Genomic DNA, 24169 nt, shown 5'->3' on the forward strand with positions numbered 1-24169 from the left:
ACTATACCGGTAAAACTATACCGGTATTTAAATGGTGCCTGAGTGTCGTCGGCAGGGTGATCGACCCTCTGGTCGCCTCCTCGCATCAGCTGGTCAGAGGAGCGGGGCCGTGAGCTTGCGGTCCCGCTCCGGGGTGTCGCGTGCGCCGTGGGCGGCGAGGCTGCAGGCCACCGTGTCGGAGCCGAGGAGATAGCTGGTGCGGTACGGGTACTGGACGAAGGTGGTCCACCGGGTGCCGAGCGGCTGGTCGGCCGCCTTGCGGCGCAGCGGCTCCCGGCAGAGCCGTGCCGCCGATTCCCGTACGTCCCGGTCCGAGAGGAGGTCGCCGGTCAGCCTCAGCACGGTGACGAGCTGGGCGTCGTGGGGGCGGTGGCAGGCGCGCCGGGTGACCGTGCCGGGCGCGGACCGGTCGAAGTCGAAGCACTCACCCGCCCGGAGCCGGTCGTAGGGCAGGGCGGACGGCGCGGGGTCGGGGCGGCGCTCGGGACGCCTGGTCGCCGTCGAGGCGGAGGGCGCCACCCCGGAAGGGGCCGAGGCCGACGACGGTGCGGTGGCGGAAGCCGTGGCCGAGGGGGCGGCGGGGGAAGCGGAGGGCGAGGCGGGGGCGGTGGGCGAGGGCCGGCGCGTGGCGATCCCGCCCAGCGGGGCGGGCTCCTGCGCGCCGGCCTGCGTCGTCCGATCGGTCCGGCCGGCCGCGTCGGCCCGGCCGGCCTTCGCGTCCCCCGGCGGCGTTCGGCCACCCGCGTCACGGCTCACGAGCAACGCGGCCGCCGCCAGGGCGACCGCGAGGACGAGCAGGACCGGCAGGAAGAGGTTCCGCAGGGGCGACGAGGGGTCGGCGGAGAACGGGGCCATACGGACCAGGGTCACCCGAGAACGGCCGGCGCGCCTACTCTGCGGGCAAGTTGCAGCAGGTCTCGTACAGAACCGTGACAATCACTCCCCGCGCCACGACTGTTCCCGTCGTCGTCTCTGTGCTAGCGAACGCATCCCCCACCAGCGCGGGCCGCAGGGCGTCAGCGCCTCGGCGTTCGCGGCCCGGGCTCGCGCGTGACGGTGCCGGAACCGCCCCCGCCGCCGGCGTCGCGGGCCCGGCGGGACTTTCCGGACACGCCCTAGAGGCCCAGCTGGCGTTCGGCGGCCTCGACCGTCTGGGCGAGCAGGACCGCGATCGTCATGGGGCCCACTCCGCCCGGGACCGGGGTGATCAGGGCGGCCCGTTCGGCGGCGGACGCGAAGTCGACGTCGCCGACGTTGCCCGGGTTGTAGCCGGCGTCGATGACGACCGCGCCGGGCTTGATGTCCTCGCCCTTGAGGAAGTTCGGCTTCCCGACCGCGGCGACCAGGACGTCCGCCTCGCGGACGACGGAGGGGAGGTCGGTGGTACGGGAGTGGCAGTACGTCACGGTGGCGTCGCGGCCGAGCAGGAGCAGGCCCGCGGGCTTGCCCAGGATCGCGGAACGGCCGACGACGACGGCGCGCTTGCCGCTCAGAGCGACCTCGTACGCGTCGAGCAGCCGCATGATCCCGCCGGGCGTGCAGGAGACGAAGCCGGGCAGTCCGAAGCCCATCGCCGCGAACGAGGCCATGGTGACGCCGTCGACGTCCTTCGCGGGGGATATCGCCTCGAAGGCGGCGCGCTCGTCGATGTGCGGGCCGACGGGGTGCTGCAGGAGGATGCCGTGGACCTCGGGGTCCTCGGAGAGCGCGGTGATCGCGGCGACCAGTTCCGCCGTCGTGGTGGAGGCGGGCAACTCCACGTGGCGGGAGCGGATTCCGGCCTTCGCGCAGCGGTTCTGCTTCATCCGTACGTAGGTGACGGAGGCCGGGTCCTCGCCGACGAGGACGGTCGCGAGGCAGGGCGTGACGCCGGTGCGGCGAGTGATCTCGGCGGCGCGGACGGCGGTCTCCTCGACCGTACGGCGGGCGAGCGCGGTGCCGTCCATGAGGGCGGCGGTGCTGCTGGGGGTAGCGCTGACACGGGACACAAGCCACTCCTGGGCGTCGTCGAGAACACGGTCGATCGCCCAGGCGCACGGCAGCGCGGTTCCGCGCGGGTGCGCGGTGTCCACGGAGCCGCTCCCCGGTGGTGATCCACCTCAAGCGCCAGTCACGGCCCGCGCCCACTCTACGCGAGGGCCCCGGAACGGCTCCGTACCAGGCGCTCGACCGCCCGCCGAACCACTCGGCATCACGCCGAAGCAGCACCCCTCGCCTCTCCGCACGTCCGCGACGGGAATGCGCAATGTGAGACGTAACAATGCGTACATTGACGGGGAACCGGCCTGCTGCCAGGATCCTGCTTGTGAGCCAGTCCGAGGATTTCGTAGCGCGCCTGCACGTCGATCTGCGACGCCAGGCCAGCGCCATCTGTGCCGCCTGTCGATAGACCCCGCGGCCCCTTTCCTCTCCTCCCATGCCCCGGCCCGACCGGGCATGTGAACGCTCGCGGGACCGCACGTCCGCACTCCGTCATGTCCCATGTCCCGCCCGGAACAGTCCGCGTCGCGTCAGGCGTCCCACCCGTGCGCGCCTCGTGAACGACGGCGCGCACCGCGCCCCGCGGACTCCCGTGTGACAGGACATTCCGACGGTTGAATTCCCCGAATTCCGTCGGCCCCTTACTGCCATTTTTCGTCTTTCCCCGCACCGGCACACCTCGGGCGCTTTCCCCTGCCCTTTTTCGCGCCCCGGCCGATTCCTTCGTTCAGCACCTCCGATCCCGAACAGGACCTTCCATGGCCCCGACCGCATCGACCCGACGACAATTCCTCACCCTGCTCGGCCTGTCCGCCGCCGCCGTCGGCTGCGGCACGGCCCTGGGCGGCGGTTCCTCCACCACGGGGCAGACCAGGACGCTCCGTTATCAGGGGTGGGCGGGCACGGTCACCTTGCCGGAACTGGCCGCGGACCTCGGCTATCTGGAGGACGTGAAGCTGGAGTGGGTCGGCAACACCATCAGCGGTCCGCAGGACATCCAGTCCGCGGCCACCGGCCAGACCGACTTCGGTGGCGCGTTCAACGGCGCCGTGGTCAAGCTCGCCGCGAACAACAGCCCCGTCAAGGCCGTCATCAGCTACTACGGCGCCGACAAGCACGCGTACAACGGCTACTACGTCCTCGCCGACAGTCCCCTCCGCTCGGCGCGTGACCTGCCGGGCAAGAAGGTCGGGATGAACACCCTCGGCGCCCACGCCGAGGCGATGCTCGACATCTACCTACGACGGGCCGGCCTGTCCGCGGCGGAGGCGGGCAAGGTCGAACCGCTGGTCGTGCCCCCGGTCAACACCGAGCAGTCGCTGCGCCAGAAGCAGATCGACGTGGCCGTGCTCGGCGGCATCCTGCGTGACAAGGCGCTGGCCACGGGCGGCATACGGCCGCTGTTCACGGACTTCCAGCTGCTGGGGGCGTTCAGCGCCGGCACGTTCGTGATGACGGACCGCTTCCTGGAGCGGAATCCGGACACCGCCAGGACGTTCGTCACCGGAGTGGGCAAGGCCATCGAGTGGTCCCGGACCACCCCCCGGGCCGAGGTCGTCGCCCGGATGACGGAGATCGTCGAGAAGCGCGGCCGCAACGAGGACAGCACGCCCCTGAAGTACTGGCAGTCCTTCGGTGTCGCCGAGAAGGCGGGGCTGATCACCGGCAAGGAACTCCAGCTGTGGATCGACTGGCTGGCCGAGCGCGGGGACATCGACCGGGGCCGCGTGAAGCTCGCGGATCTGTACACCAACGAGTTCAACGCCGCCGCCGACGCCCGGCGGCCGTCCGCCGCCACCTCGGCCTCGGCCTCGGCCGCTCAGGGAAGGAGCTGATCCCCCGTGACACAGCCCATCGCCGCCCCGCCGAAGATCGCTTTCGAGAACGTACGCAAGACCTTCCCGCTCAAGGACGGGAGCAGGGAACTGGCCGCGCTCGACGGCGTGGACCTGGAGATCGCGGCCGGCGAGTTCGTCGTGGTCGTCGGCCCCAGCGGCTGCGGCAAGTCGACGCTCCTCGACCTGCTCGCCGGTCTCACCCGCCCCGACGGCGGCCGGGTCCTCCTGGACGGGGAACCGGTGACCGGGCCCGGCCTCGACCGCGGCATCGTCTTCCAGCAGTACGCGCTGCTGCCCTGGCGCACCGCGCAGGGGAACGTCGAGTTCGGCCTGGAGGCGACCGGGGTCCCCCGGCGCGAACGCGCCCGCCGGGCCCGGGAGTTTCTCGATCTGGTCGGCCTCTCCGGGTTCGAGTCGCGGCACCCGCACGAGCTGTCGGGCGGGATGCGGCAGCGGGTGGCGATCGCCCGCAGTCTCGCGTACGACCCCGACGTCCTGCTGATGGACGAGCCGTTCGCCGCGCTCGACGCCCAGACGCGGGAGTCCCTCCAGGACGAACTGCTCCGCATCTGGGAGCGCACCGGCAAGACGATCGTCTTCATCACGCACGGCATCGAGGAGGCCGTCTACCTGGGCGGCCGGGTGGCGGTCATGACGTCCCGGCCCGGCCGCATCAAGCAGGTGGTGCCGATCGAGTTCACCTCCCGCACCGCGACGGACGACCTGCGCTCCAGCCCCGAGTTCGCACGCCACCGGCACGAGATCTGGTCCCTGCTGCACGACGAGGTGGCCAAGGCCCAGCAGGAAGAGAAGGAAGGTGTCACCGTATGAGCCCCGCGACCGGTACGCGCACCCCCACCGAGCAGTCCGTGACCCCGACCGATACCACCGTCCCGACCGCGGCCACCGGGACAGCCGGCCCGACCGTGGCCGCCGGGACAACCGTGGCCGCCGGGACAACCGGCCCGACCGACACCGCCGAGACCACCGGCCCGACCGTGGCCACCGGGACGGCCGAAGTGGTGGCCGAGGCGGTGGCGGACGCGGTCTCCACGCCGCGGAAGGCCGCGGCGGCGGGAGCCCCCCGCGCGCCGCACGGCGGGGCCGCCGCCGCACGGGCCACCGGACGCCGCGCGGTCCGCCTCCTGCGGACCGCCGCCGTCAAGTCGGTGGCGGTCCTCGGGCTCCTCCTGCTCTGGGAGACCGCGCCCCGCCTCGATCTGGTCGACCGCACCTTCCTGCCGCCGTTCAGCGAGATCGCCACGGCCTGGTGGCAGCTCGCCGCCGACGGTCAGCTCGCGGAGAACGCCGGGGCCAGTCTGACGCGGTCGTTCAGCGGCTTCGGCATCGCCGTGGCCGTGGCCGTCCCGCTCGGCCTGCTGATCGGCTGGTACAAGCCCGTCGCGAACGTCCTCGGCCCGCTGCTGGAACTCTTCCGCAACACCGCCGCGCTCGCCCTGCTCCCGGTCTTCGTCCTGCTGCTCGGGATCGGCGAGACGTCCAAGATCTCCATCGTCGTCTACGCCTGCACCTGGCCGATCCTGCTCAACACCATCAGCGCCGTACGCCATGTCGATCCGACGCTCCTGCGGCTGGCGAAGTCGATGGACCTGTCGGCGCCGCGCCTGTTCCAGAAGGTGATCCTGCCCGCCTCGGTGCCCGTCGTCTTCACCGGCATCCGGCTGGCCGGAGCGGTGTCCATCCTGGTGCTGGTCGCGGCCGAGATGATCGGCGCCAAAGCCGGGCTCGGCTATCTGATCAACGCGTCGCAGTACAACTTCGCGATCCCGCAGATGTACGCGGGGATCATCACCATCTCGGCCATCGGCGTGGCCTTCAACCAGCTCCTCGTGGCCGTGGAGCGACGGCTCAGCTCCTGGCGCCTGCCCGCCTGACGGCCCGCCCCGCCACCCCGCCCCATAAGGGCCGCGCGCCCTCCCCGTAAGGGCCGCGCGCCCTCCCCTCTCACGCCTAGGATCACCATGCCCGCCACACCCCCGCCCCGCCGGCTGCACCTCAACGCCTTCCTGATGAACGCCGGCCACCACGACGCCGCCTGGCGGCACCCGCTGACCCAGCCGGAGCGGGTCACCGACCTCGCCTACTTCCAGCAGCTCGCCCGGACCGCCGAGCGCGGCAGACTCGACTCGATCTTCTTCGCGGACGGCCTGGCGCTGTGGGGCAACGTGCGCCACAACGCGCTCGGCGGCTTCGAGCCGCTGACCCTGCTGTCCGCGCTGGCCGCGGTGACCGAGCGCGTCGGCCTGATCGCCACCGTCTCCACCACCTTCAACGAACCGTTCCACACCGCCCGCAAGTTCGCCTCCCTCGACCACATCAGCGGGGGCCGTGCGGGCTGGAACATCGTCACCTCCGGGACGGTGAACGAGGCCCGCAACTTCGGGCAGGAGGAACACCTCGAGCACGGCAAGCGCTACGAACGGGCCCGGGAGTTCGTCGAGGTGGCCACCAAGCTGTGGGACAGCTGGGAGGACGACGCGATCCTGCTCGACCGCGAGCGCGGCCTCTACGCCGACACCGACAAGGTGCGGGAGATCGACCACCGCGGCCCGTACTTCGGTGTCCGGGGTCCGCTGAACGTGCCGCGCTCCCCGCAGGGCCACCCGCTGCTCGTGCAGGCCGGGTCGTCCGAGGACGGCAAGGAGTTCGCCGCCCGGTACGCCGAGGCCGTGTTCACCGCGCAGCAGACCCTCGCCGACGGACAGACCTTCTACAAGGACCTCAAGAGCCGGCTGGCCCGCTACGGCCGCGACGAGAGTGCGCTGAAGATCCTCCCCGGCATCTGCCCCGTCATCGGATCCACCGAGGCGGAGGCCCGCGCCCTGGAGCGGGAGCTGACCGACCTCCAGGTGCCGGAGTACGGGCTCGCCCAGCTGTCGGGGATGCTCGGCACGGACCTGACCGGACTGCCCCTGGACGGTCCGTTGCCCGACCTGCCCGAGGAGCGGGACATCAACGGCAACAAGAGCCGCTTCACGCTCGTCGCCGAACTGGCCCGGCGCGACGGCCTGTCACTGCGCGCACTCATCGCCCGGCTCGGCGGCGGTCGCGGCCACCGGGTCTTCGCGGGGACACCCGAGCAGATCGCCGACCAGCTGCAGGAGTGGTTCACCGAAGGCGCGGCAGACGGCTTCAACATCATGCCGCCGCACCTCCCGGGCGGGCTCGACGACTTCGTCGACCAGGTCGTCCCGATCCTCCAGCGTCGGGGCCTGTTCCGTACGGAGTACACCGGCCGCACCCTCCGCGACCACTACGGGCTGCCGCGGCCCGCCAACCGGCTGGCCGCCGGCGCGTAGCACACCCGACCCCACCCCCCACTCCCCCACACCCCGCCACCCCAATGCCGCTGCGTCGCACCCACCACCGCAGCCCCCGTGAAAGGACACCGCACCCATGACCACCAGCAGCACCGCGTTCGACATACGGAGGATCGGCGGCCGGATCGGCGCCGAGATCCTCGGCGTGGACCTCTCCGGCGAGCTCGCGCCCGCCGTCGTGGCCGAGATCGACTCGGCACTCCTCGCGCACAAGGCGCTCGTCTTCCGGGGCCAGAACCTGGACGACGCCGGCCAGCTCCGCTTCGCCGCCCTCTTCGGCGAGCTGACCAGCGCGCACCCGACCGTGCCGTCCGTCGACGGCCAGCCGGGAATCCTGCCCGTCGACGGCGAGGAGGGCGTCCGCGCCAACCGGTGGCACACCGACGTCACCTTCGTCCGTACGCCCCCGAAGGCGTCCACGCTGCGGGGCATCGTGGTCCCGCCCTACGGCGGCAACACCCTGATCGCCGACTCGGGTGCCGCGTACCGCGATCTGCCCGAGCCGCTGCGCGAGCTGGCGGACCGGCTGTGGGCGGTGCACACCAACGATTACGACTACGCCGCGCCGAAGAGCGAGAAGGCGGCCGAGCACCGCAAGCGGTTCGTGTCCCGGAAGTACCGCACCGCCCATCCGGTCGTGCGTGTCCACCCCGAGACCGGGGAGCGCGGTCTCTTCATCGGCGGCTTCGCGCAGAGCATCGTCGGTCTCGGCCCGTCGGACTCCCGCGACCTGCTGCGCATCTTCCAGTCGTACGTCACCCGCCCGGAGAACATCGTGCGGGTGGTGTGGGCGCCCGGCGACGTCGTCCTCTTCGACAACCGCATCACCCAGCACTACGCCCCGGACGACTACGGCGACCTGCCCCGTCTGCTGCACCGGGTGACGGTCGCCGGTGATGTCCCCGTCGGCGTCGACGGCGAGCGCAGCCGGGTCCTGGAGGGCGACGACGCCTCCCACTACACGCCCGCCGCGGCCTGAGAGAACACCGTCGCCGGGCGGGGCTCCGCGCCCCGCCCGGCGACGGTGTGCGCCGCGCCTCAGGGCTCCTGCCACAGGGTGGTCGGGGCCTCTTTGCGTACGACCGGGGCGATCTCGTCGGCGAAGCGGCGCAGTTGCTCGATCTGTTCCGGCAGGGCCAGCCCCGAGCCGTCGACGGTGACCGACTGCAGGTCGTGGCGGTAGGCCTGGTGGAAGCCGAGGATCTTGTCGATGATCTGCTGCGGGCTGCCGATGAGGTGCGGGCCGTCGGCGACGGCCTCCTCGACGGTGCGGAACGGCGTGTTGTATCCGGGCCTGCCCTCGAGCCTCGGATCGTACGTCTGCCGGACCCGCGCTTCGTAGTAGTCCTTGAAGCGGGCGACGGCCTCCTGGGTCGTGTCCGCGATGAAGAGCCCGCCCGAACCGGCGCCGACGTAGGCGGTGCGCGGATCGTGCCCGTGCGCCTCGAACCGCTCCCGGTAGTGGTCGATGAGGCGGGCGTACGCCCGGCGGGGCTGGATGGCGTTGGCGCTGAAGAGCGGATCGCCGTGCTCGGCGGCGAGTTCGGGCGAGTCGAGGCTGGTGGCCGAGCCGTGCCAGACGCGCGGCGGCCGGCCGCCGTAGGGGCGGGGAACGGTCGTGACGTCCTTCAGCGGCGCGCGGAACCGGCCGTGCCAGCTGACGTTCTCCTCGCGCCACAGCCGGCGCAGCAGCCGGTACTTCTCGGCCTGGTACTCCCACTGGAGCTTTTCGTCGAGCCCGAAGAGGTCGAAGTGGCCCTTCTCGGCTCCCTTGCCGATGACGAGCTCGATCCGGCCGCGGGAGAGCTGGTCGAGGGTGGCGTAGTCCTCGGCGACCCGGACGGGGTCCAGGACGGCCACGACGGTGACTCCCGTGAGCAGCCTGATGCGGGTGGTACGGGCGGCCAGGGCGCCGAGCAGGACCGTGGGACTGGAGGAGAGGAAGGCGCCGGCATGGCGCTCTCCGACGGCGTACGCGTCGAAGCCGAGCTCCTCGGCCACGACGCCGGTGTCGACGACGTCGGCGAGCCGGTCGGCGGCGGACCCGAGGGCGCCGGTCAGCGGATGCGCGGCGTGGCCGACGATGGTCAGGACCTGGAATCTCACGTGGGACCTCCGGAGCGGAGTGGATCGGGGCGGGGTGGGTCGGGGCGGGGAAGCGGGGCGCGGTCCTGGCCCGCGGCGCGGGGAGGCGGGGCGCCGCGACGGCCTTCGGGACGACGCGCGAAGAGGGCGAAGCGCGGAGGCCGGCGCCTGGAGGGCGCCGGCCGGGTGCGGGGGTCGACCGGATGCGGGGGTCGACCGGGTGCGGGGGTCGACCGGGTTCACGGTCGCTTGTGCTCGGGAGGGTTGACGCGCGAGGTCTCGATCGCGGAGGGGCCGGTGCCCCACTTGTCGAGGATCCGGGCGTAGGTGCCGTCCTCGATCAGCTGGTTGACGGCGGCCTGGAAGGCGGGGGTGAGCGGGGAGCCCTTCTTGAACGCGAAGCCGACGTCGAGCCGGTGGAACTCGCCGAGGAACGCGGTCTGCGAGGCGGGCTGGGCCGCCTGGTGGCGGAGGCCGTTGATGGTGGACATCACCACGTCGATCCGGCCCTGCTGCAGGGCGGTGACGGTGGCGCCGTTCTCGGAGTACACCTTCACGTCGTACGGCTTCTTGCCGGCCTTGGCGCAGACACCCTTCTGCTCGGCGAGCGTGGTCTCGAAGGTGGTGCCGGCCCCGGTTCCGATGGTGAGCCCGCACAGCTGGGTGAGGTCGGTGACCTTCGTCCCGAGGGCGGTGTTGCCCTTGCGGACCGCGAAGCCCTGGCCGTCGTTGACGTAGGTGACGAAGTCGATGGTCTTCAGCCGCGCGGCGGTGACGCCGAAGTTTCCGGTGCCGAGGTCGTACTTCCCGCTGCCGAGGGCGGGCAGGATCGTCTCGAACGAGGCGATCTGGCGCTCCAGGCGGATGCCGAGGACCTTGGCGACGGCGTCGGCGAGGTCGATGTCCTGACCGGCGGGCGGCTTGTCGGAGCCGTTCGGGTAGTAGGCGCCGGGCGGGAAGCCGACGCTGCTGCCGACCCGCAGGGTGCCCTTCGTCCGGACGTCGGCGGGCAGCAGGGCGGCGGCGGCATCCACCTTCCGTACGGCGGCGACCGGGTCGTCGCCCGGCGCGGAGGACGCCACCGCGCCCGTCGGCGTCGCCCCGCCGGAGCCGCAGGCGGTCAGGGTCAGCAAAGACGGCAGTACGACGGCAGCCAGGCGCGGCCGAAGCCGGCGTCTGCCGCGGGTGCGCGCACTCCGGGCGTGCGGATCGGATCCGGCGTCGGTGGCGGTGATGGCGGAGGGCTGGACGGGCATGACGGGATGGCCTTTCCTCGGGTCTGCGGTGGGTGTGGGCGCCGGGGCGGCCCCGCGCGGGCAGGGCGGGGCGACCCTCGGTACGGCCGTCGCTGTCGACGCGTCGATGTGACGGCGTGTCGAGGTGTCGATGTGACGGCGTGTCGGGGCAGGGGGAGAACAGGGGCGTGGCGGGTGTGATGACGCCGAGGACGGGGCCTCGGGCGGACAGGGGCGGCGGCAGCGCGCGTCCGGGGTCGTAGAACCGTACGTATGCCGGTCAGAGCCGGTGTACGACGGGATTACGCAGGGAGAGCTCGGCCCGCGACGGGGTCACCGAGGGAGGGAAGGGCCGATCGGACAGCCCGCTGCCGAGTCAGGCGCAACACGCCGCGGACCACACCCGACCGAAGTCGATGTGGTCGCGCGTGACCAGTCGCCGCTCAGCGTTCATGCGGACAATTGACCATGTCCCACGGGATTCCGTCAACCACCGCCCGGATGCCGGACGGGCCGTTAAAGTCCTTTCACACAAGGGTGGTTGACACGGGCTCACGGTCGGCGCATACGATCGGCGGCGGAGCGGAGCCCCCTTCCGGGGCGGCTGCCGCTCCGGCCGCGTTGAGGGACGCGGCCCCGTGATGACGCCGAGGCTCCGGCCGCGCCGAACGCCTGCCGTCGCCGCGCCCGCACCGAGCCGCACGGCGCCCGCGTACGCGTGCCACCGGGTGGGTCGCCGATGCCGTCCACGCCGCATGTCCCTCGCCCCTGGAGTGCCTCCCATGGTCTCGCCTTCCCCCGTCACGCCCGCCGACCCCGCGGCCGTCCCGCCCGCCGGACCACCGCAGGACGACAGTCCGCCCCTCGGCCCGAACCCCGGCGAGCCGCCCGCTCCCCGCACCGCCGTCGAGGACCTGCCGCGGATCGTGCCGCGCCGGCGCGTCGGCCGCCGGCTCACCGCGGCCGCCGCCCTGCTCGTCTTCGCCCTGCTGGTGGACTCCGTCGTCCGCAACCAGGCCTTCCAATGGGAGGTGGTGGGGCGGTACTTCACCACGGGCGCCGTCCTCGACGGGCTGCTGCTGACGCTGTGGCTGACCGGCGTCGTGATGGTCCTCGGGTTCCTCCTGGGCACCCCGCTGGCGGTGATGCGGCTGTCCGGCAATCCGGTGCTGCGTACCCTGAGCTGGGGCTACGTCTGGATCTTCCGGTCCACCCCGCTGCTGGTGCAGCTGCTGTTCTGGTTCAACATCGGCGCCCTCTACCCCACCCTCGGCCTCGGCATCCCGTACGGACCGCAGTTCGTCTCCGTCCAGACGGTCAATTTGCTCGGCCCCACCCTCACCGCCGTCATCGGACTGACCCTGCACGAGGCCGCCTACGCCGCCGAGGTGGTGCGCGGCGGCATCCTCTCCGTGGACTCCGGCCAGACCGAGGCCGCCCAGGCGCTCGGGCTCGGCAGGCGGCGCACCCTGCGCCGGATCGTCGTCCCCCAGGCGATGCGCTCCATCGTGCCGACCGCCGGGAACATGCTGATCGGCACGTTGAAGGGCACCAGCATCGTCAGCGTGCTCGCCGTACACGACTTGCTCTACAGCGTGCAGCTCGTCTACAACCAGACGTATCAGGTCATCCCCCTGCTGCTGGTGGCCACCGTCTGGTACGTCGCCGTGACGACGGTGCTCAGCGCGGGCCAGTTCTACGTCGAGCGGTACTACGCGCGCGGAGCCGCCCGCGCCCTGCCGCCCACCCCGTGGCAGCGGCTCCGGGTCCACTTGGCCGTGCTCCGCGCCCGGCTGCGCGCGCTCACCGCCGCCGACGCCCGGCCGGCGGTCGGCGGGGACCGGTGAGCGCAGGGGCCTCGCTCGCCGCCTTCGGCGCAGGCTCTCCCCGTACGGGCCCACCCGGGCTTCCTGGGCGGCGGCGGCCCGGTCGTATCCGGTCAGGAATGCCCGGACCGGTCGCCGCGGGTCCAGAGGCAGAACGGATGGCCCGCCGGGTCCGTCAGGACGCACACGTCGTCCTGCGGCTGGAACGCGGCCCGCGTCGCGCCCAGGGCGAGGGCGTGCCCGACGGCGGCCGGAAGGTCGTCCGCCTCGATGTCGAGATGGGACATCATCTGCTGCTCGGTGCGGGTCGACGGCCAGCGCGGCGGGACGAACTCCGGCTCGGTCTGGAACGAGAGCCCGGCGCCTCCCCCGGGCGGGGCCAGCGTGACCCAGTCCGGCTCGTCGTCCTTCACCGGCCAGCCGAGCAGCGCGGCGTAGAAGGCCGCCAGCTCGCGGGCGTCGGGCGCGTCGAGCACAGTCGCGGTCAGGGAGCGGCGCGGTGCTGGTTCCATGCCTGGCGGCTACCCGCGTTCCGGCGCCGCAGCCCCGTGACCGGACGTGCGCGGGCCCCGGCCGCCTGCTCGCGGTCGGGGCCCGTGCGGGTGCGCGCCGGACGCGCGCGGCCGGGATGCCCGGCCGGACACCGCCTGCGGTGTGCGCGGCCGGGCACCCCTTGCCGTGTGTTCAGCGGGTGACGACGTGCCGTTCGTTCGGGACGCAGTGCGTCATGGTGAGGCCCTCGACGTCACGCGGCGGGTTGTCGCCGAGGTTCTCCAGGCGCTTGCGGTCGTCGTCCGTCAGGGTCTGACTTGCCAGCGGCTCCAGGTGGGAGACGTCGGACGGTGCGATGCCGAGGCCTTCGCCGACGCGCAGGCCCAGCTCGTTCTCCACCAGCAGGAAGTGCCAGACCATGCGCTCCTGCACGGCCCGGTCGCACTGGGAGATCAGCGTGACGAAGTTGCCGACCAGGTCGTCGCGCTCCCACTCCTCCAGCAGCCGGAAGCGCTGGCCCGCCTGCAGGTAGTCGTTGGTCCGCGGGATGCGCTTGCGCGTGAGCCGGCCCTGGATCTCGGGCCCCTGGTCGTCGTGCGTCGGGTACTGCGCCTCCCGCAGGCCGCCGGTGATCGACGGCTCGTAGTTGACCTCCGGGTTCTCGCCCCGGCCGTCGACCGCGTACGCCATGAAGCCGTCGCGCTGGTTGGTGCGGACGTCGGCGTTCTTGGCCTGGTTGACGGGGAGCTGGAGGTAGTTCGGCCCGACGCGGTAGCGCTGGGTGTCGCTGTACGAAAACGTACGGCCGACCAGCATCTTGTCGTCGGAGAAGTCCAGACCGTCGACGAGGACACCGGTGCCGAAGGCGATCTGGTCGTTCTCGGCGAAGTAGTTGTCCACCGTGCGGTCGAGGACCATCCGGCCGACCGGGCGGGGCGGGAAGTCCTGCTCGGGCCAGGTCTTGGTGTCGTCGAGCGGGTCGAAGTCCAGCTCGGGGTGGTCGTGGTCGTCCATCATCTGGACCAGCAGCTCCCACTCGGGGTGGTCGCCGCGGCGGATCGCCTCGTACAGGTCCTTCGTGGCGTGGCCGAGGTTCTCCGCCTGGACGTTGGCCGCGTCCTCCTCGGTCATGCTGCGGACGCCCTGCTTGGGCATCCAGTGGTACTTGACCAGGACGGTCCTGCCCTCGTCGTTGACCCACTTGTAGGTGTTCACGCCGAAGCCCTGCATGTGCCGGTAGTCGGCCGGGATGCCGCGGGGGCTGAAGAGGTTCATCAGCATGTGCATGGACTCGGGGGTCTGCGACATGAAGTCGAAGATCCGGGAGGGCTTCTGCTCGTGCGAGACGGGGTCCGGCTTGAGGGCGTGGATCACGTCGGGGAACTTCACGGCGTCCCGGATGAAGAAGACCCCGAGGTTGTTGCCGACCAGGTCCCAGTTGCCGTCCTCGGTGTAGAACTTCACCGCGAAGCCCCGGGGGTCGCGGGCGGCCTCGGAGGAGTCGCGTCCGCCGATGACGGTCGAGAAGCGGACCGCCACGTCCGTGCGCTTGCCGCGCTCCTGGAACAGCTTGGCCCGGGTGAAGCGGTTGATCGGCTCGTCGCCCCAGGCGCCGTACGCCTCGAAGTAGCCGTACGTGGTGACGCCGCGGGCGTGGACCACGCGCTCGGGGATGCGCTCGCGGTCGAAGTGGCTGATCTTGTCCAGGAAGTGGTAGTTCTCCAGGGTGGCCGGGCCCCGGGCGCCGACCGTGCGTTGGTTCTGGTTGTCGTAGATCGGATGACCTTGGCGGTCGGTGAGGACCGGGCGGTCGTCGTCGGGCGGGGATCCCATGCTTGATACGTCAGTCACGGCCGGCTCCTTCGAAAGGTTGCGCGTGGCAGCGGCGCCGCCTCGGCGCACGGCCGACCGGCGCGGCTGCCTCCTGGTACCCGCACTATCGATCCTCACGCAGCCGGAGGACGTTCGCACGCGCGGCCGCCTCCGGCGGGAACCACTCTCCCGGGGCGATCGGGGGGCCGTACGGGCGTCGTCCCGACGGCGGAGCCCCGCCGCCCGGGGCCCGGACGGGCCGGGTGTACGGAGGGTGGCGCGGATTTCTCGTACGGTGGCGGGCTTGCCGTACGGTGGCGGGCTTGTCGTACGGTCGCGGGCTTCTCGTACGGTGCGGGGCGTCTGCCGTGGCGGTGCCGGGCGGGCCGCGGAAACCGGTCCGCTCAGGCGGCGGGCGGGCCGGGGTGGGGGCCGACGAGGCGGAGGAAGCGGTCCGGGAGGGCGTGCAGCCAGCCGGCGCGCTCGCCGGCGATCTCCTTCAGCCGGGCGTCGTCGCTGCGGGCGACGAGGTGGCCCCGGTAGCGCTCGCCGAAGCGGGCGTACTCCTGGTGCAGGGTGCGCAGCGCCTCCGCGACACTGCGCTCGGGGGCGTCGACGAGCCGGGCGAGGGCGGTGGTGTGCTGTTTCCACCGCCCTTCGACGGCCTGCCGGAGCAGGCCGTCGAGTGCGCCGGCCCGGCCGATGACGCGGAGCAGTTCGTCCGGTTCGAGGTCGAGGGCGTCGGCGAGCAGCACCGTCTGGACGTCGGTCCCGCTCCAGTGGTGGTCGGTCTCGGCGCGGAGGTACGCGGAGGCGGCCATGCCGATCCGCAGGGCCAGCCGCTCGGCGCTGAACCGCCGGGCCAGGCGGTGCTCGCGCAGGGACCGCGGGCGCACGGCCATGAGGGTCGGTACGGGACACCACACGGCGTCGGCCAGCGCGAACAGCTCGGTCTCCGAAGGCGGCGCCGTCCCCGATTCCCAGGCCGTGACGGCCTCCGCCGGGCGGCGCACCCCCAGCTGCGCCATGGCGGCGACGACCTGTTCGGGGGTCAGGCCGATGCGGAGCCGGGCGGCTCTGGCTTGGGCGGGTGAGAACGGGGGGTGGGACACGGGCGGATCACCTCGGGGGGCGGCTCCGGAGGCGGCGATCCTGCCGGAGCGGGGGGCGGGTCAGCGGGCCGATGCGCTCTGCGACCCCGTCCCGTCGTCGTACGGGGCGCGCCCGTGGCCGTACCCGCCCGAGTCGTATCCACCCCGGGCGTACCCGCCCCGGCCGTACCCGCCCGGGTCGTACCCTCCCCGGCCCTCGCCGTAGCCGCCCGGGGCCTCGCCGTACCCTCCCCGACTCTCGCCGTAGCCTCCCGAGGCCTCGCCGTACGGCGTCGGAGCGGTGCCGTACCGGGGCTGTTCGTCGTCCTCGGCGAGAGCCTCCCAGTCGATGTCCTCCTTGGCGCGGCGGCTCTCGAAGACGTGGAAGAACAGGTTGAGCAGGACGGCCGTCAGCGTGCCGAGGGTGATGCCGCTGCCGAGGACGGCCCGCAGCCCGGTCGGCATGCGCTCGAAGAACGGCGCGATGGCGGTCGGCAGCATCGCGGCGGCGAGGCTGACGGCCAGGATGAGGGCGTTGCGCTCCTCCCGCAGGTCGACCTTGGCGAGGATCTGGATGCCGACGGAGGCGACCATGCCGAACATCGCGACGGCCGCGGCGCCCAGCACGGGGTGCGGCACGGACGCCACGACGGCGCCGGCCTTCGGCACCAGACCGAGGAGGATCATGAAGACGCCCGCCGCGACCACGACGAAGCGGCTGGTGACGCGGGAGATCCTGACGAGCCCGATGTTCTCGGCGAACGCCACGTACGGGAAGGAGTTGAACACTCCGCCGAGCACGGTGGCGACGCCGTCGGCGCGCAGCGCGCGGCTGACCGTCTCGCCGTCGACCTCCCGTCCGGTGATCTCGCCCATGGCGTACACGTCTCCCGTGGTCTCCACCATCGTGATGAGCATGACGACGACCATCGCCAGCATCGGGAAGACGGAGAAGTGCGGCATGCCGTAGTGGAAGGGGGTGCTGACGCCGAGCCAGTCGGCCTGGTCGACGGCCCCGAGGTCGGCGTCGCCGAGCAGCCAGGCGACGGCGGTGCCGCCCACCAGGCCGAGGAGGACGGCGACGCTGCGCAGGAACGGGCCGCCGAAACGGACGACGAGCAGGATGAAGAGGAGGGTCCCGCCCGCGTACGCGAGGTGGGCGGGGGCCCCGAAGTGCGGGCCGCCGAGCAGCGCCGACCCGCCGCCGACGTCCTGGAGGGCCACCGGGATGAGGACGATGCCGATGACCGTGAGGAGGGTGCCGGTGACGATCGGCGGGAAGTACGCGGTCAGCCGTCCGGCGAACGGAGCGAGGAGGAAGGCCGCGAGTCCTGCGGTGATCACGGCGCCGTACACGACGAGCAGCCCGGCGGTGCCGCCGCCCGCGCCCTGACCGATGGCGATCATGGGCGAGACGGCCGTGAAGGTCGCGCCCTGGACGAGCGGCAGCCGCGCTCCGATCCGCCAGAATCCCCACGCCTGGATGATGGTGGCGATGCCCGCGGTGACCAGGTCGGCGTTGATGAGGTAGACGAGTTCCTGCCGGGAGAGTCCGAGGCTGCTGCCGAGGATCACCGGTACGAGCACCGCGCCTGCGTAGAACGCCAGGACGTGCTGGAAGCCGTAGAGCGCGAGGGTGGGAAGCGGAAGGACCTCGTCCACGGGGTGCACGGTGGTGTGGGGTCGTCGGCGTGAGGCCGGTGGTGCCATCTCTGCCTTGCCTTGAGGTAGGTGAATGAGAGGGGGCGCGGCACCGGGGCGTGTGGGGCGCGCCGGGCCGCGGCGGGGTGTCGGCGGGTCGCCGTGGTCGCGGAGGGGGGCCTCGAAAGGGGCGTACGGGCGGCCGCGCGGATCGGGCGGTGCACCGTCTGGCGGCACGGGGTTACCGGTGCGCGGCCAGGCGTCCAGACAGGGAGGCGTCAAGGGGCCGGGGCGAAGGCCCGGGCCGGAGACAGATCCTGACGGACGCGCCCGGTCCAGCGCAAGCCCTGCGGCCGCGCTTCTTGAAGCAAAACCCTTCGGTAACTTACGAATCGATGGTCAAGGGGCGCCGAAAGTGCGGATTTCGTTGCCGGTGCGGTGAGTGGCGACTGAGGGTCCGTCAGCCGCGCCGGAGGCGCGTGCCACGCCGGCCTCCGGAGACGCCTCGGCCGGGCCGGCGGCGGCGGCCCGCTCAGCCGCCGAGCAGCCGCGTCTCCGCCACCGGCAGGCCCTTGGCCCACCAGTGGTCGTAGCGCCGGTACACCAGGGGGTCGCGGTCCGCGAGGAAGGCCACGAGCGCCGCGGCCTCCTCCTCCAGCGCGTCCCAGACACCGTCCGCGAGGGGATGGAACGGCGACGCCTCGACGCCCCCGTCGATGCGGCGCCAGACACCGGCGACCCGCCCGTCGACCAGCAGGGTGGGCAGCACGTCGCCGTTCATCCGGATCACGGCCGCCCGGTGGTCCGCCGGGACGAGGCGGCTGCGGCCGGCGTGGGCGAGCAGGACGCTGTCCCACATGGGCAGCAGCCGGGGCGGCGCCGGGGTGTCCTCGGGCGGTCGCGGCGCGCCGGGCACGTCGTACAGCACCTCCCCGTCCGGGCCCTCAAGGCGCTCCAGTCCGTCGCCGAGCGCCGCCACCGCCGCCCTGACCCGGGTGCGCTGGACCAGCGCGAACTGCGCCATGTCCGCGACCGAGGCGGGTCCGAAGCCCTCCACATAGCGGCGGATCAGGGTCGCCAGCGCTTCGGCGGCCCGGCCGGGATCCGCGGCCGCCGGCGGCCGGACCCGGGCGGCGGTGAACGACTGGCGGGTGCCGAACGACCAGGGTCCGCCGACCGGCGCGTGCCACAGCGGCGCGTACTGCCGCAGCATCCGCCAGGCCTGCCGTTCCACGCGCGCGCCCAGGCGCGTCTCCAGCCACCCCTCGATCTCGGCCCCGGAGCGCGGTTCGGCGGCGTACGCCAGCAGGTCGGGGACGAGGCCGGCGACGTCGTCGGGCGTGAGCCCGGAGGCGGTGAAACGCGGGTCGCCGAGCCGGGAGGCGCGCAGCCTCGGCTCCATGGCCGCCCAGAAGACGGGATGGTCCGCCGCGTGCACGGCGTGCAGGGTGACCCGCATCAGGGTCGACTTGACCACCTCGTAGCCGGCCAGGGCCGCGTCCAGCTCGGCGGGGTCGAAGGCGTGGATCCGGTTCCACAGCGCCAGGTACGGCGAGGCGGGCTCCTGCGCCTGCAGGGCGACCACGCGCCGGACGGCGTCGGCGACGTCGAGCGGCGCGCGCTCGAGGAGCAACTGCCGGTGGAGGGTGGCGCGGTTGAGCGCCCGCGCGGTGATCTGCATGCCGCGATTCTGCCTCGCCGACCGGGCGCCGGGCCGGGGGTACGGCTCCGGTGACCGTGGCCCCACCCGGGCGCCGCACCTGTGCAGAGCGACCCGCCCGGCGCCCCTCGCCTGCCCCTCGAGGGGCGCCCCCGCTCCCGCGCCCCGACCCGCGCCCCCGCCCGTCGGCCTCCGGGGCGGACCCTCGCCCCCGTCCGAGCCGGTCGACGGCCCGGCCCTTGACGGCCGCCACCGGGCCTCCCATACTGACGGCCAAATCGATTTGGCCAAATCGATTTGGCTCCCCGTCCAGGGCCGGATCGCGGCTGAACCAGAACGTGTCGAACGCCGATCGGAGCTCGAACGTGTCCAGTCCCCGCCAGACCCTTCCCGGTACGGAGCAGCCTCCGGCGCCGGAGCCCCTCGACCCCGCCCCCGTCCACCCCGTCGACGAATCCCGCCCCTGGGGCCGGATCCTCCTCTTCGGCATCCAGCACGTCCTCGTCATGGCCGCCACGCCGATATCGGCGATCTTCCTGATGAGCGCCACCCTCCGGCTCGACGCCGGCCTGACGGTCGACCTGCTCTCCGCGGCCTTCGTGCTCTCCGGCGCCGGATCCCTGGTCCAGTCGCTGGGACCGTGGAAGTTCGGGCCCCGACTGCCCTTCGTGATGCTGCCGGGCGGCGCCCCCCTGATCCTCTTCCTCGCCATCGCCGAGCAGCACGGGCTGCGCACGGCCTCCGGCGCGGTGATCCTCACCGCCCTCTTCATCTTCGTGGTCCTGCCCCTCTTCTCCCGGCTGCTCGCGTTCTTCCCGGCCCTCGTCATCGGCACGATGATCGTCATCGTCGGGATCAACCTGGTGAAGGTCGGCGCCGTCCTGGTCACCGGCCGCCCCGGCACGCCGGGCTTCGCCGATCCGACCAACCTCATGCTCGGCATGGCGACGATCGGTTTCACCGTCGCCTTCTACCTGCTGTTCACCGGCATCCTGCGTCAACTCGCGGTCATGCTGGGGCTCCTGGCCGGCACGGCCCTGGCCGCGCTACTCGGGCACATGGACCTGAGTCGCGCCGCCGAGGGCGGCCTGGTCAGCCTGCCGCAGCTGATGCCGTTCGGCTCGCCCCAGTTCAACCTCCTCGCGGCGCTGCCGCTGATGCTCTACAGCCTCGCCTCCATGGCGGAGGCCACCGGCCAGACCGTCATCAACGCCGAGGCCGTCGGCAAGGACATCGACCGGCGCACCGCCGTCCCCAAGACCATCCGCGGCGACGCGCTCACCTCCCTCGCCGGCGGCTTCGTCGGCCTGCCGCTGATGGTGACGAGCGGCGAGAACATCGGGATCGTCCGTGTCACCGGCGTCCGCAGCCGTTACGTCACCGCCGCGGCCGGCGTGGTCCTCATCGCCATCGGCTTCCTGGCCCCCGTGATCCGCGCGATCAGCGTCATCCCGTCGGCGGTCATCGGCGGCACCGCCATGGTCGTCTTCGCGGTCATCACCGTGCTCGGCGTGCAGATGCTCGGCCGCTCCGACCTCGACAGCCACACCCACACCTTCGTCTGCGCGGTCGCCCTGGCGCTCGGCCTGCTGCCCATCCTCATCCCGGGCGTGTACGCGGGCTTCTCGCCGAACCTCCGCATCCTCCTGGAGAGCGGCGTCGCCGTCGGCGCGTGCGTCGCCGCCGTCCTCAACATCCTCTTCCACCACGTCAGGCCGGGCATCGCCGCCCGCCTGACCGCCCACCGTACGGAAAGTGACCGATGAACCAGCTCACCCGGGAGCCCCTCGACGGACCCGGCCCGCTCCTGCTCGTACCGGACGCCGTCCTGCTGCCCGAAGGCCCCGCCGAGGACTTCGCGGTCGTCGTCGCCGACGGCTCGTTCCGCGCCGTCGGCCCCGCGGCGCAGGTCCGGCGCGCCCATCCGCACCTCGCGGAGGCGCGGTTGCACGGCCATGTGCTCATGCCCGGCTTCGTCGACGCCCACCACCACCTCACGCAGAGCTTCGGCTCGGCACTCGCCTTCGGGGAGCCGTCGGAGATCTTTCGCCGCGTCTGGGTCCCGCTGGAGGGGGCACTGGACGAGGAATCGGCTTACACGGCAGCCAAGTTGGCGGCCTTGGAAGCGCTGCGGGGCGGATTCACCACCGTCGCCGACGCGGGGACGCGGGCCGCCGTGGACATCGAGGTGGTCGCGTCGGCCGCCCGTGACGCCGGGATCCGCTGCGTCCTGGGTCTGGTCGCCAACGACGCCGACGGCCCGGGCGCCTCTCCCCCTGCCGACGGCTCCGACGCCACGGCGGCCAAGGGGCGTTCGGCCCTCGCCGACGCGGAGAAGCACCTCGCCCGCTACGCCGGCGACCCGCTCGTCCATCCGTCCCTCGCCGTCTCCATCCCCGAGGCGGCGACCCCGGCGACCCTGAGCGGTGTCGCGCGGCTCGCCGCCGAGGCGGGCGCCACCCTGCAGATCCACGTCAACGAACATCTGGCCGGTGTGGAACGCTCCCTGGTCCGGCACGGCTTGCGCCCGCTGGAGTACCTGCACCACCTCGGCGCGCTCGGCCCCCAGCTGCTCGCCGCCCACGCCACCCTGCTCACCCCTCGCGAGCTGACGCTGCTCGCCGACACCGGGACGGCCGTCAGCTACAACCCGGTCGCCAGCGCCTGGAAGGGCAACGCCGTGGCGCCCGCCCTGACGATGGCCGAGCGCGGCATCCGCTTCGGCCTCGGCACCGACGGGACCCGGGGCGACGGTTTCCGACTCGCCGAGGCCGCCGAGTTCGCCCAGCGGATCGCGTACGGTCTCGCCACCGGCGACTCCTCGTGCGGAGCCGGCTGGACCTGGCTGGAGCACGCCACGCGCGGCAGCGCCGACGCCGTGGGCCTCGGCTCCAGGACCGGCACCGTCGCCGAGGGTCTGGCGGCCGACTTCCTCCTCGTCGATGTCACCACCCCCGAACTGGCCCTCTCCTGGGACGTGCCCTGGGAGCTGGTACGGCGGGGCAACCGGGACCAGATCACGGCGGTGTTCGTCGGGGGCCGGTTGCGGCTGTGGCGCGGCCTGCCCACCACCTGGGACGGCCCCGCGCTGGTCCGCCGGGCGGCCGAACTGGCCCGCGCCGCGGTGGACCGGGCCCCGGTCACCCGCGTCCACCCCACCTCCACGGCGGCCCGCGCGTCCACCGTGGCGCGCGCCCGCGCGGCGGACCGCGGCGGGGTGCCGGCGCCCCGTGTCCCGCCCGGGGCGCCCGGCGCGGTCGCCGGGGCCCGCGGAGGGAGCACCGCGCCGTGAGCACCGAAACCCTGGCCGTCCTCGCCCTCACCGTGGCCGTCGCCGCGTTCGTGCAGGGCACCAGCGGGCTCGGCTTCGCGCTGATCGTCGCGCCCGTGGCCGGGATCCTCGATCCCGGCCTGCTCCCCGTGTTCGTCCTCGCGTCGATGATCCCGCTCAACGTGTACGTGGCCTGGCGCGAACGGGCCTCGCTCGATCTGCGCGGGGCCGGCTGGATCACCACGGCGCGGCTCGCCGCCACCCCGGCCGGTCTGGCGCTGCTCTGGCTGATCCCGGACCGCAGCCTCGGCCTCTTCGTGGGCGGCGCCACCGTCCTGGCGGCGGTGGTGAGCCTCGCGGCGCCCGCGTTCACGCCCGGGCGGGCCGCCTACCTCGGCGCGGGCGCGGTGACCGGGCTGACGGAGACGGCCACCGGCGTCGGCGGTCCGCCGCTCGCTCTGGTCTACCAGCACCGGCCGCCCGCGGAGCTGCGCTCCACGGTCGCCGCCTGCTTCCTGGTCGGCGAAGTCGCCTCCCTGGCACTGCTGTTCGCGACGGGCGAGGGTCAGGCGGGGGACCTGGGCTGGGCGGCGGCGCTGGTCCCCGCGATCGCCCTCGGGGCGTGGTCGAGCCGACTGGTGCACCACCGGCTGGACGCCTCCCGGATGCGCCTGTTCGTGCTCGGGTTCGCGCTGGTCTCCGGGGTGGTCCTCATGCTCGGGCTGTGACCCGCAGGGACGAGGCGCGCGGGATCACCCGGGGCTCGGGCGAGGAGACCACCGCGCCGGTGGTCACCTCGCCGCGCAGTCGGCCGAGGAGCAGCTCCACCGCGTCGGAGGCCGCCCGGTCCAGATGGAGGTCGACGGCCGTGAGCGGCGGCTCGCAGGTCCGGGCGCGCAGCCCGTCGTACCGCGTGGCGACCATGACGTCGTCGGGCACGGCCCGGCCGCTGTCCCGGATCGCCCGTACCGCGCCGACGGCGAAGGCGTCCACGAGGGCGCACACGGCGTCGATCCCGGGGTGCCGGGCCAGCAGCTCGGCGCAGCGGTCGTAGCCGGCCTGTTCGCCGCCGGCCTCGGGTGCGGTCGCCACGATCGGCTCCCAGCCGTGCTCCTCGGCGAGCCGCTCGTACGCGGCGCGCGCGTCGACCGACGAGTGGCGTTCGCCGGCTCCGATGATCAGGGCGGGGCGGGTGGCGCCCTGATCGCGCAGGTGGGTGAGGAGCAGCTCGGCGACGAGCCGGCCGTGCAGGTCGATGTACGGCGCCTGCTCGTCGGGGGAGACCGGCCGGCCGAGGGCGACGTACGGCAGGCCGCGTTCGGTGAGGTGGGCCGCCGCGGCGTCGTTCACGTCCGGTTCGACGACGATGGCGCCGTCGATGTCGACGGAGTTCAGTCCGGATCCGGACCGTACGGGCGGGACGAGGACGAGGGCGTACTCGTGCAGCAGGGCGCTCTCGGCGGCCGCGGCGGCGATCTCCATGTAGAAGCCGAGCCGGGAGGGTCCGGCCGCCACGGCGAACGGCATGGAGGAGGCGAGGGCGATGGCCTTGGCCTGTCCGCGCCGCAGGCGCTGGGCGCGGAGGTTGGGCCGGTAACCGAGCTCGCCGGCCACCCGCTTGATGCGCTCGCGGGTCCGGGGGTCGACCTTTCCGAGGCCGTTCAGCGCGTGGGAGACCGTGGTGCGCGACACTCCGGCGGCGCTGGCGACGTCGGCGATCGTCGGTGGTCTCGAGCCGGCCCCGGATGTGGGCATCTGCCGTCGCTCCTCGTGTGGGCGGAACAGTGACGCCCCCATCTTCGCCGACGCGGGCGGCGTCCGGAACTCGGCCGCCCGCCGGTGCGCGGGGAGGGGCGTCGGAGCCGAGCCGCCGGAGGGAGCCGCGGGTCTTGCGGCA

The 24169-nt window shown here is 73.0% G+C and carries 20 protein-coding genes; 10 read left to right on the top strand and 10 right to left on the bottom strand.

The features are described 5' to 3' along the window. Window positions 1-93: 93 nt before the first annotated feature. Complete coding sequence (locus tag ACFZBD_RS01700; protein ID WP_391133580.1) at window positions 94-855, bottom strand: hypothetical protein; 762 nt, start codon at window positions 853-855, stop codon at window positions 94-96. Between the two features lie 260 nt (window positions 856-1115). Next, complete coding sequence (locus tag ACFZBD_RS01705) at window positions 1116-1946, bottom strand: tetrahydrofolate dehydrogenase/cyclohydrolase catalytic domain-containing protein (RefSeq protein ID WP_391135869.1); 831 nt, start codon at window positions 1944-1946, stop codon at window positions 1116-1118. 314 nt (window positions 1947-2260) lie between these two features. On the opposite strand from ACFZBD_RS01705, the gene ACFZBD_RS01710 reads away from it, so the two are divergent. The 6 genes from ACFZBD_RS01710 (at window position 2261) to ACFZBD_RS01735 (ending at window position 8138) form a co-directional block, all read left to right on the top strand. Continuing rightward, on the top strand, window positions 2261-2389 hold the full coding sequence (locus ACFZBD_RS01710; protein ID WP_391133583.1) for a putative leader peptide: 129 nt from the start codon (window positions 2261-2263) through the stop codon (window positions 2387-2389). Between the two features lie 349 nt (window positions 2390-2738). Continuing rightward, window positions 2739-3815: an ABC transporter substrate-binding protein gene (locus ACFZBD_RS01715; RefSeq protein ID WP_391133586.1), complete on the top strand. Its 1077-nt coding sequence runs from the start codon at window positions 2739-2741 to the stop codon at window positions 3813-3815. Window positions 3816-3821: 6 nt separating this feature from the next. Then, complete coding sequence (locus ACFZBD_RS01720; RefSeq protein ID WP_391133589.1) at window positions 3822-4649, top strand: ATP-binding cassette domain-containing protein; 828 nt, start codon at window positions 3822-3824, stop codon at window positions 4647-4649. Further along, complete coding sequence (locus tag ACFZBD_RS01725) at window positions 4646-5713, top strand: ABC transporter permease subunit (protein WP_391133592.1); 1068 nt, start codon at window positions 4646-4648, stop codon at window positions 5711-5713. The genes ACFZBD_RS01720 and ACFZBD_RS01725 overlap by 4 nt, the downstream gene beginning before the upstream one ends. 87 nt (window positions 5714-5800) lie before the next feature. Continuing rightward, on the top strand, window positions 5801-7138 hold the full coding sequence (locus tag ACFZBD_RS01730) for an NtaA/DmoA family FMN-dependent monooxygenase (protein ID WP_391133595.1): 1338 nt from the start codon (window positions 5801-5803) through the stop codon (window positions 7136-7138). Between the two features lie 97 nt (window positions 7139-7235). Further along, the gene (locus ACFZBD_RS01735) at window positions 7236-8138 is read left to right on the top strand and encodes a TauD/TfdA family dioxygenase (RefSeq protein ID WP_391133598.1); all 903 of its coding nucleotides are present in this window, start codon (window positions 7236-7238) and stop codon (window positions 8136-8138) included. A gap of 59 nt (window positions 8139-8197) precedes the next feature. Here the strand turns inward: ACFZBD_RS01735 and ACFZBD_RS01740 are convergent, their stop codons facing one another. Beyond that, the gene (locus tag ACFZBD_RS01740; protein ID WP_391133601.1) at window positions 8198-9265 is read right to left on the bottom strand and encodes an LLM class flavin-dependent oxidoreductase; all 1068 of its coding nucleotides are present in this window, start codon (window positions 9263-9265) and stop codon (window positions 8198-8200) included. Window positions 9266-9483: 218 nt separating this feature from the next. Further along, the gene (locus tag ACFZBD_RS01745) at window positions 9484-10500 is read right to left on the bottom strand and encodes a transporter substrate-binding domain-containing protein (protein ID WP_391133604.1); all 1017 of its coding nucleotides are present in this window, start codon (window positions 10498-10500) and stop codon (window positions 9484-9486) included. Window positions 10501-11261: 761 nt separating this feature from the next. Between ACFZBD_RS01745 and ACFZBD_RS01750 the strand changes: the two genes are divergently transcribed. After that, a complete protein-coding gene (locus ACFZBD_RS01750) occupies window positions 11262-12326 on the top strand; it encodes an ABC transporter permease subunit (RefSeq protein ID WP_391133607.1) in 1065 nt (354 codons plus the stop codon). Between the two features lie 92 nt (window positions 12327-12418). Here the strand turns inward: ACFZBD_RS01750 and ACFZBD_RS01755 are convergent, their stop codons facing one another. The 5 genes from ACFZBD_RS01755 to ACFZBD_RS01775 form a co-directional block, all read right to left on the bottom strand. Continuing rightward, window positions 12419-12817 (bottom strand): VOC family protein, encoded by a 399-nt coding sequence (locus ACFZBD_RS01755; protein ID WP_391133610.1) that lies wholly within the window; start codon window positions 12815-12817, stop codon window positions 12419-12421. 172 nt (window positions 12818-12989) lie between these two features. Beyond that, entirely contained in the window at window positions 12990-14648 is a 1659-nt protein-coding gene (locus tag ACFZBD_RS01760) for a catalase (RefSeq protein ID WP_391133613.1), read from the bottom strand. A 365-nt stretch (window positions 14649-15013) separates the two neighbouring features. After that, window positions 15014-15721 (bottom strand): transcriptional regulator, encoded by a 708-nt coding sequence (locus ACFZBD_RS01765; RefSeq protein ID WP_391133616.1) that lies wholly within the window; start codon window positions 15719-15721, stop codon window positions 15014-15016. Window positions 15722-15781: 60 nt separating this feature from the next. Continuing rightward, on the bottom strand, window positions 15782-17410 hold the full coding sequence (locus ACFZBD_RS01770; protein ID WP_391133619.1) for a solute carrier family 23 protein: 1629 nt from the start codon (window positions 17408-17410) through the stop codon (window positions 15782-15784). A gap of 463 nt (window positions 17411-17873) precedes the next feature. Beyond that, the gene (locus ACFZBD_RS01775; protein WP_391133622.1) at window positions 17874-19022 is read right to left on the bottom strand and encodes a DNA glycosylase AlkZ-like family protein; all 1149 of its coding nucleotides are present in this window, start codon (window positions 19020-19022) and stop codon (window positions 17874-17876) included. A gap of 344 nt (window positions 19023-19366) precedes the next feature. On the opposite strand from ACFZBD_RS01775, the gene ACFZBD_RS01780 reads away from it, so the two are divergent. The 3 genes from ACFZBD_RS01780 to ACFZBD_RS01790 are packed head-to-tail and all read left to right on the top strand — an operon-like array spanning window position 19367 to window position 23000. Then, window positions 19367-20767 (top strand): solute carrier family 23 protein, encoded by a 1401-nt coding sequence (locus ACFZBD_RS01780; RefSeq protein WP_391133625.1) that lies wholly within the window; start codon window positions 19367-19369, stop codon window positions 20765-20767. Continuing rightward, window positions 20764-22293: an amidohydrolase family protein gene (locus ACFZBD_RS01785; RefSeq protein ID WP_391133628.1), complete on the top strand. Its 1530-nt coding sequence runs from the start codon at window positions 20764-20766 to the stop codon at window positions 22291-22293. The genes ACFZBD_RS01780 and ACFZBD_RS01785 overlap by 4 nt, the downstream gene beginning before the upstream one ends. Continuing rightward, on the top strand, window positions 22290-23000 hold the full coding sequence (locus ACFZBD_RS01790) for a TSUP family transporter (protein WP_391133631.1): 711 nt from the start codon (window positions 22290-22292) through the stop codon (window positions 22998-23000). The genes ACFZBD_RS01785 and ACFZBD_RS01790 overlap by 4 nt, the downstream gene beginning before the upstream one ends. Here the strand turns inward: ACFZBD_RS01790 and ACFZBD_RS01795 are convergent. After that, the gene (locus tag ACFZBD_RS01795; RefSeq protein WP_391133634.1) at window positions 22984-24027 is read right to left on the bottom strand and encodes a substrate-binding domain-containing protein; all 1044 of its coding nucleotides are present in this window, start codon (window positions 24025-24027) and stop codon (window positions 22984-22986) included. The genes ACFZBD_RS01790 and ACFZBD_RS01795 overlap by 17 nt on opposite strands. Window positions 24028-24169: the final 142 nt, after the last annotated feature.

The sequence above is a fragment of the Streptomyces sp. NPDC008121 genome, from assembly GCF_042957155.1.
Lineage (GTDB): Bacteria > Actinomycetota > Actinomycetes > Streptomycetales > Streptomycetaceae > Streptomyces.

Excerpts from the sequence above, each read along its gene's own strand:
- ACFZBD_RS01700 (WP_391133580.1), bottom strand. The coding sequence starts at position 855 with ATGGCCCCGTTCTCCGCCGACCCCTCGTCGCCCCTGCGGAACCTCTTC.
- ACFZBD_RS01705 (WP_391135869.1), bottom strand. The coding sequence starts at position 1,946 with ATGGACGGCACCGCGCTCGCCCGCCGTACGGTCGAGGAGACCGCCGTC.
- ACFZBD_RS01710 (WP_391133583.1), top strand. The coding sequence starts at position 2,261 with ATGCGTACATTGACGGGGAACCGGCCTGCTGCCAGGATCCTGCTTGTG.
- ACFZBD_RS01715 (WP_391133586.1), top strand. The coding sequence starts at position 2,739 with ATGGCCCCGACCGCATCGACCCGACGACAATTCCTCACCCTGCTCGGC.
- ACFZBD_RS01725 (WP_391133592.1), top strand. The coding sequence starts at position 4,646 with ATGAGCCCCGCGACCGGTACGCGCACCCCCACCGAGCAGTCCGTGACC.
- ACFZBD_RS01730 (WP_391133595.1), top strand. The coding sequence starts at position 5,801 with ATGCCCGCCACACCCCCGCCCCGCCGGCTGCACCTCAACGCCTTCCTG.
- ACFZBD_RS01735 (WP_391133598.1), top strand. The coding sequence starts at position 7,236 with ATGACCACCAGCAGCACCGCGTTCGACATACGGAGGATCGGCGGCCGG.
- ACFZBD_RS01745 (WP_391133604.1), bottom strand. The coding sequence starts at position 10,500 with ATGCCCGTCCAGCCCTCCGCCATCACCGCCACCGACGCCGGATCCGAT.
- ACFZBD_RS01750 (WP_391133607.1), top strand. The coding sequence starts at position 11,262 with ATGGTCTCGCCTTCCCCCGTCACGCCCGCCGACCCCGCGGCCGTCCCG.
- ACFZBD_RS01755 (WP_391133610.1), bottom strand. The coding sequence starts at position 12,817 with ATGGAACCAGCACCGCGCCGCTCCCTGACCGCGACTGTGCTCGACGCG.
- ACFZBD_RS01770 (WP_391133619.1), bottom strand. The coding sequence starts at position 17,410 with ATGGCACCACCGGCCTCACGCCGACGACCCCACACCACCGTGCACCCC.
- ACFZBD_RS01775 (WP_391133622.1), bottom strand. The coding sequence starts at position 19,022 with ATGCAGATCACCGCGCGGGCGCTCAACCGCGCCACCCTCCACCGGCAG.
- ACFZBD_RS01785 (WP_391133628.1), top strand. The coding sequence starts at position 20,764 with ATGAACCAGCTCACCCGGGAGCCCCTCGACGGACCCGGCCCGCTCCTG.
- ACFZBD_RS01795 (WP_391133634.1), bottom strand. The coding sequence starts at position 24,027 with ATGCCCACATCCGGGGCCGGCTCGAGACCACCGACGATCGCCGACGTC.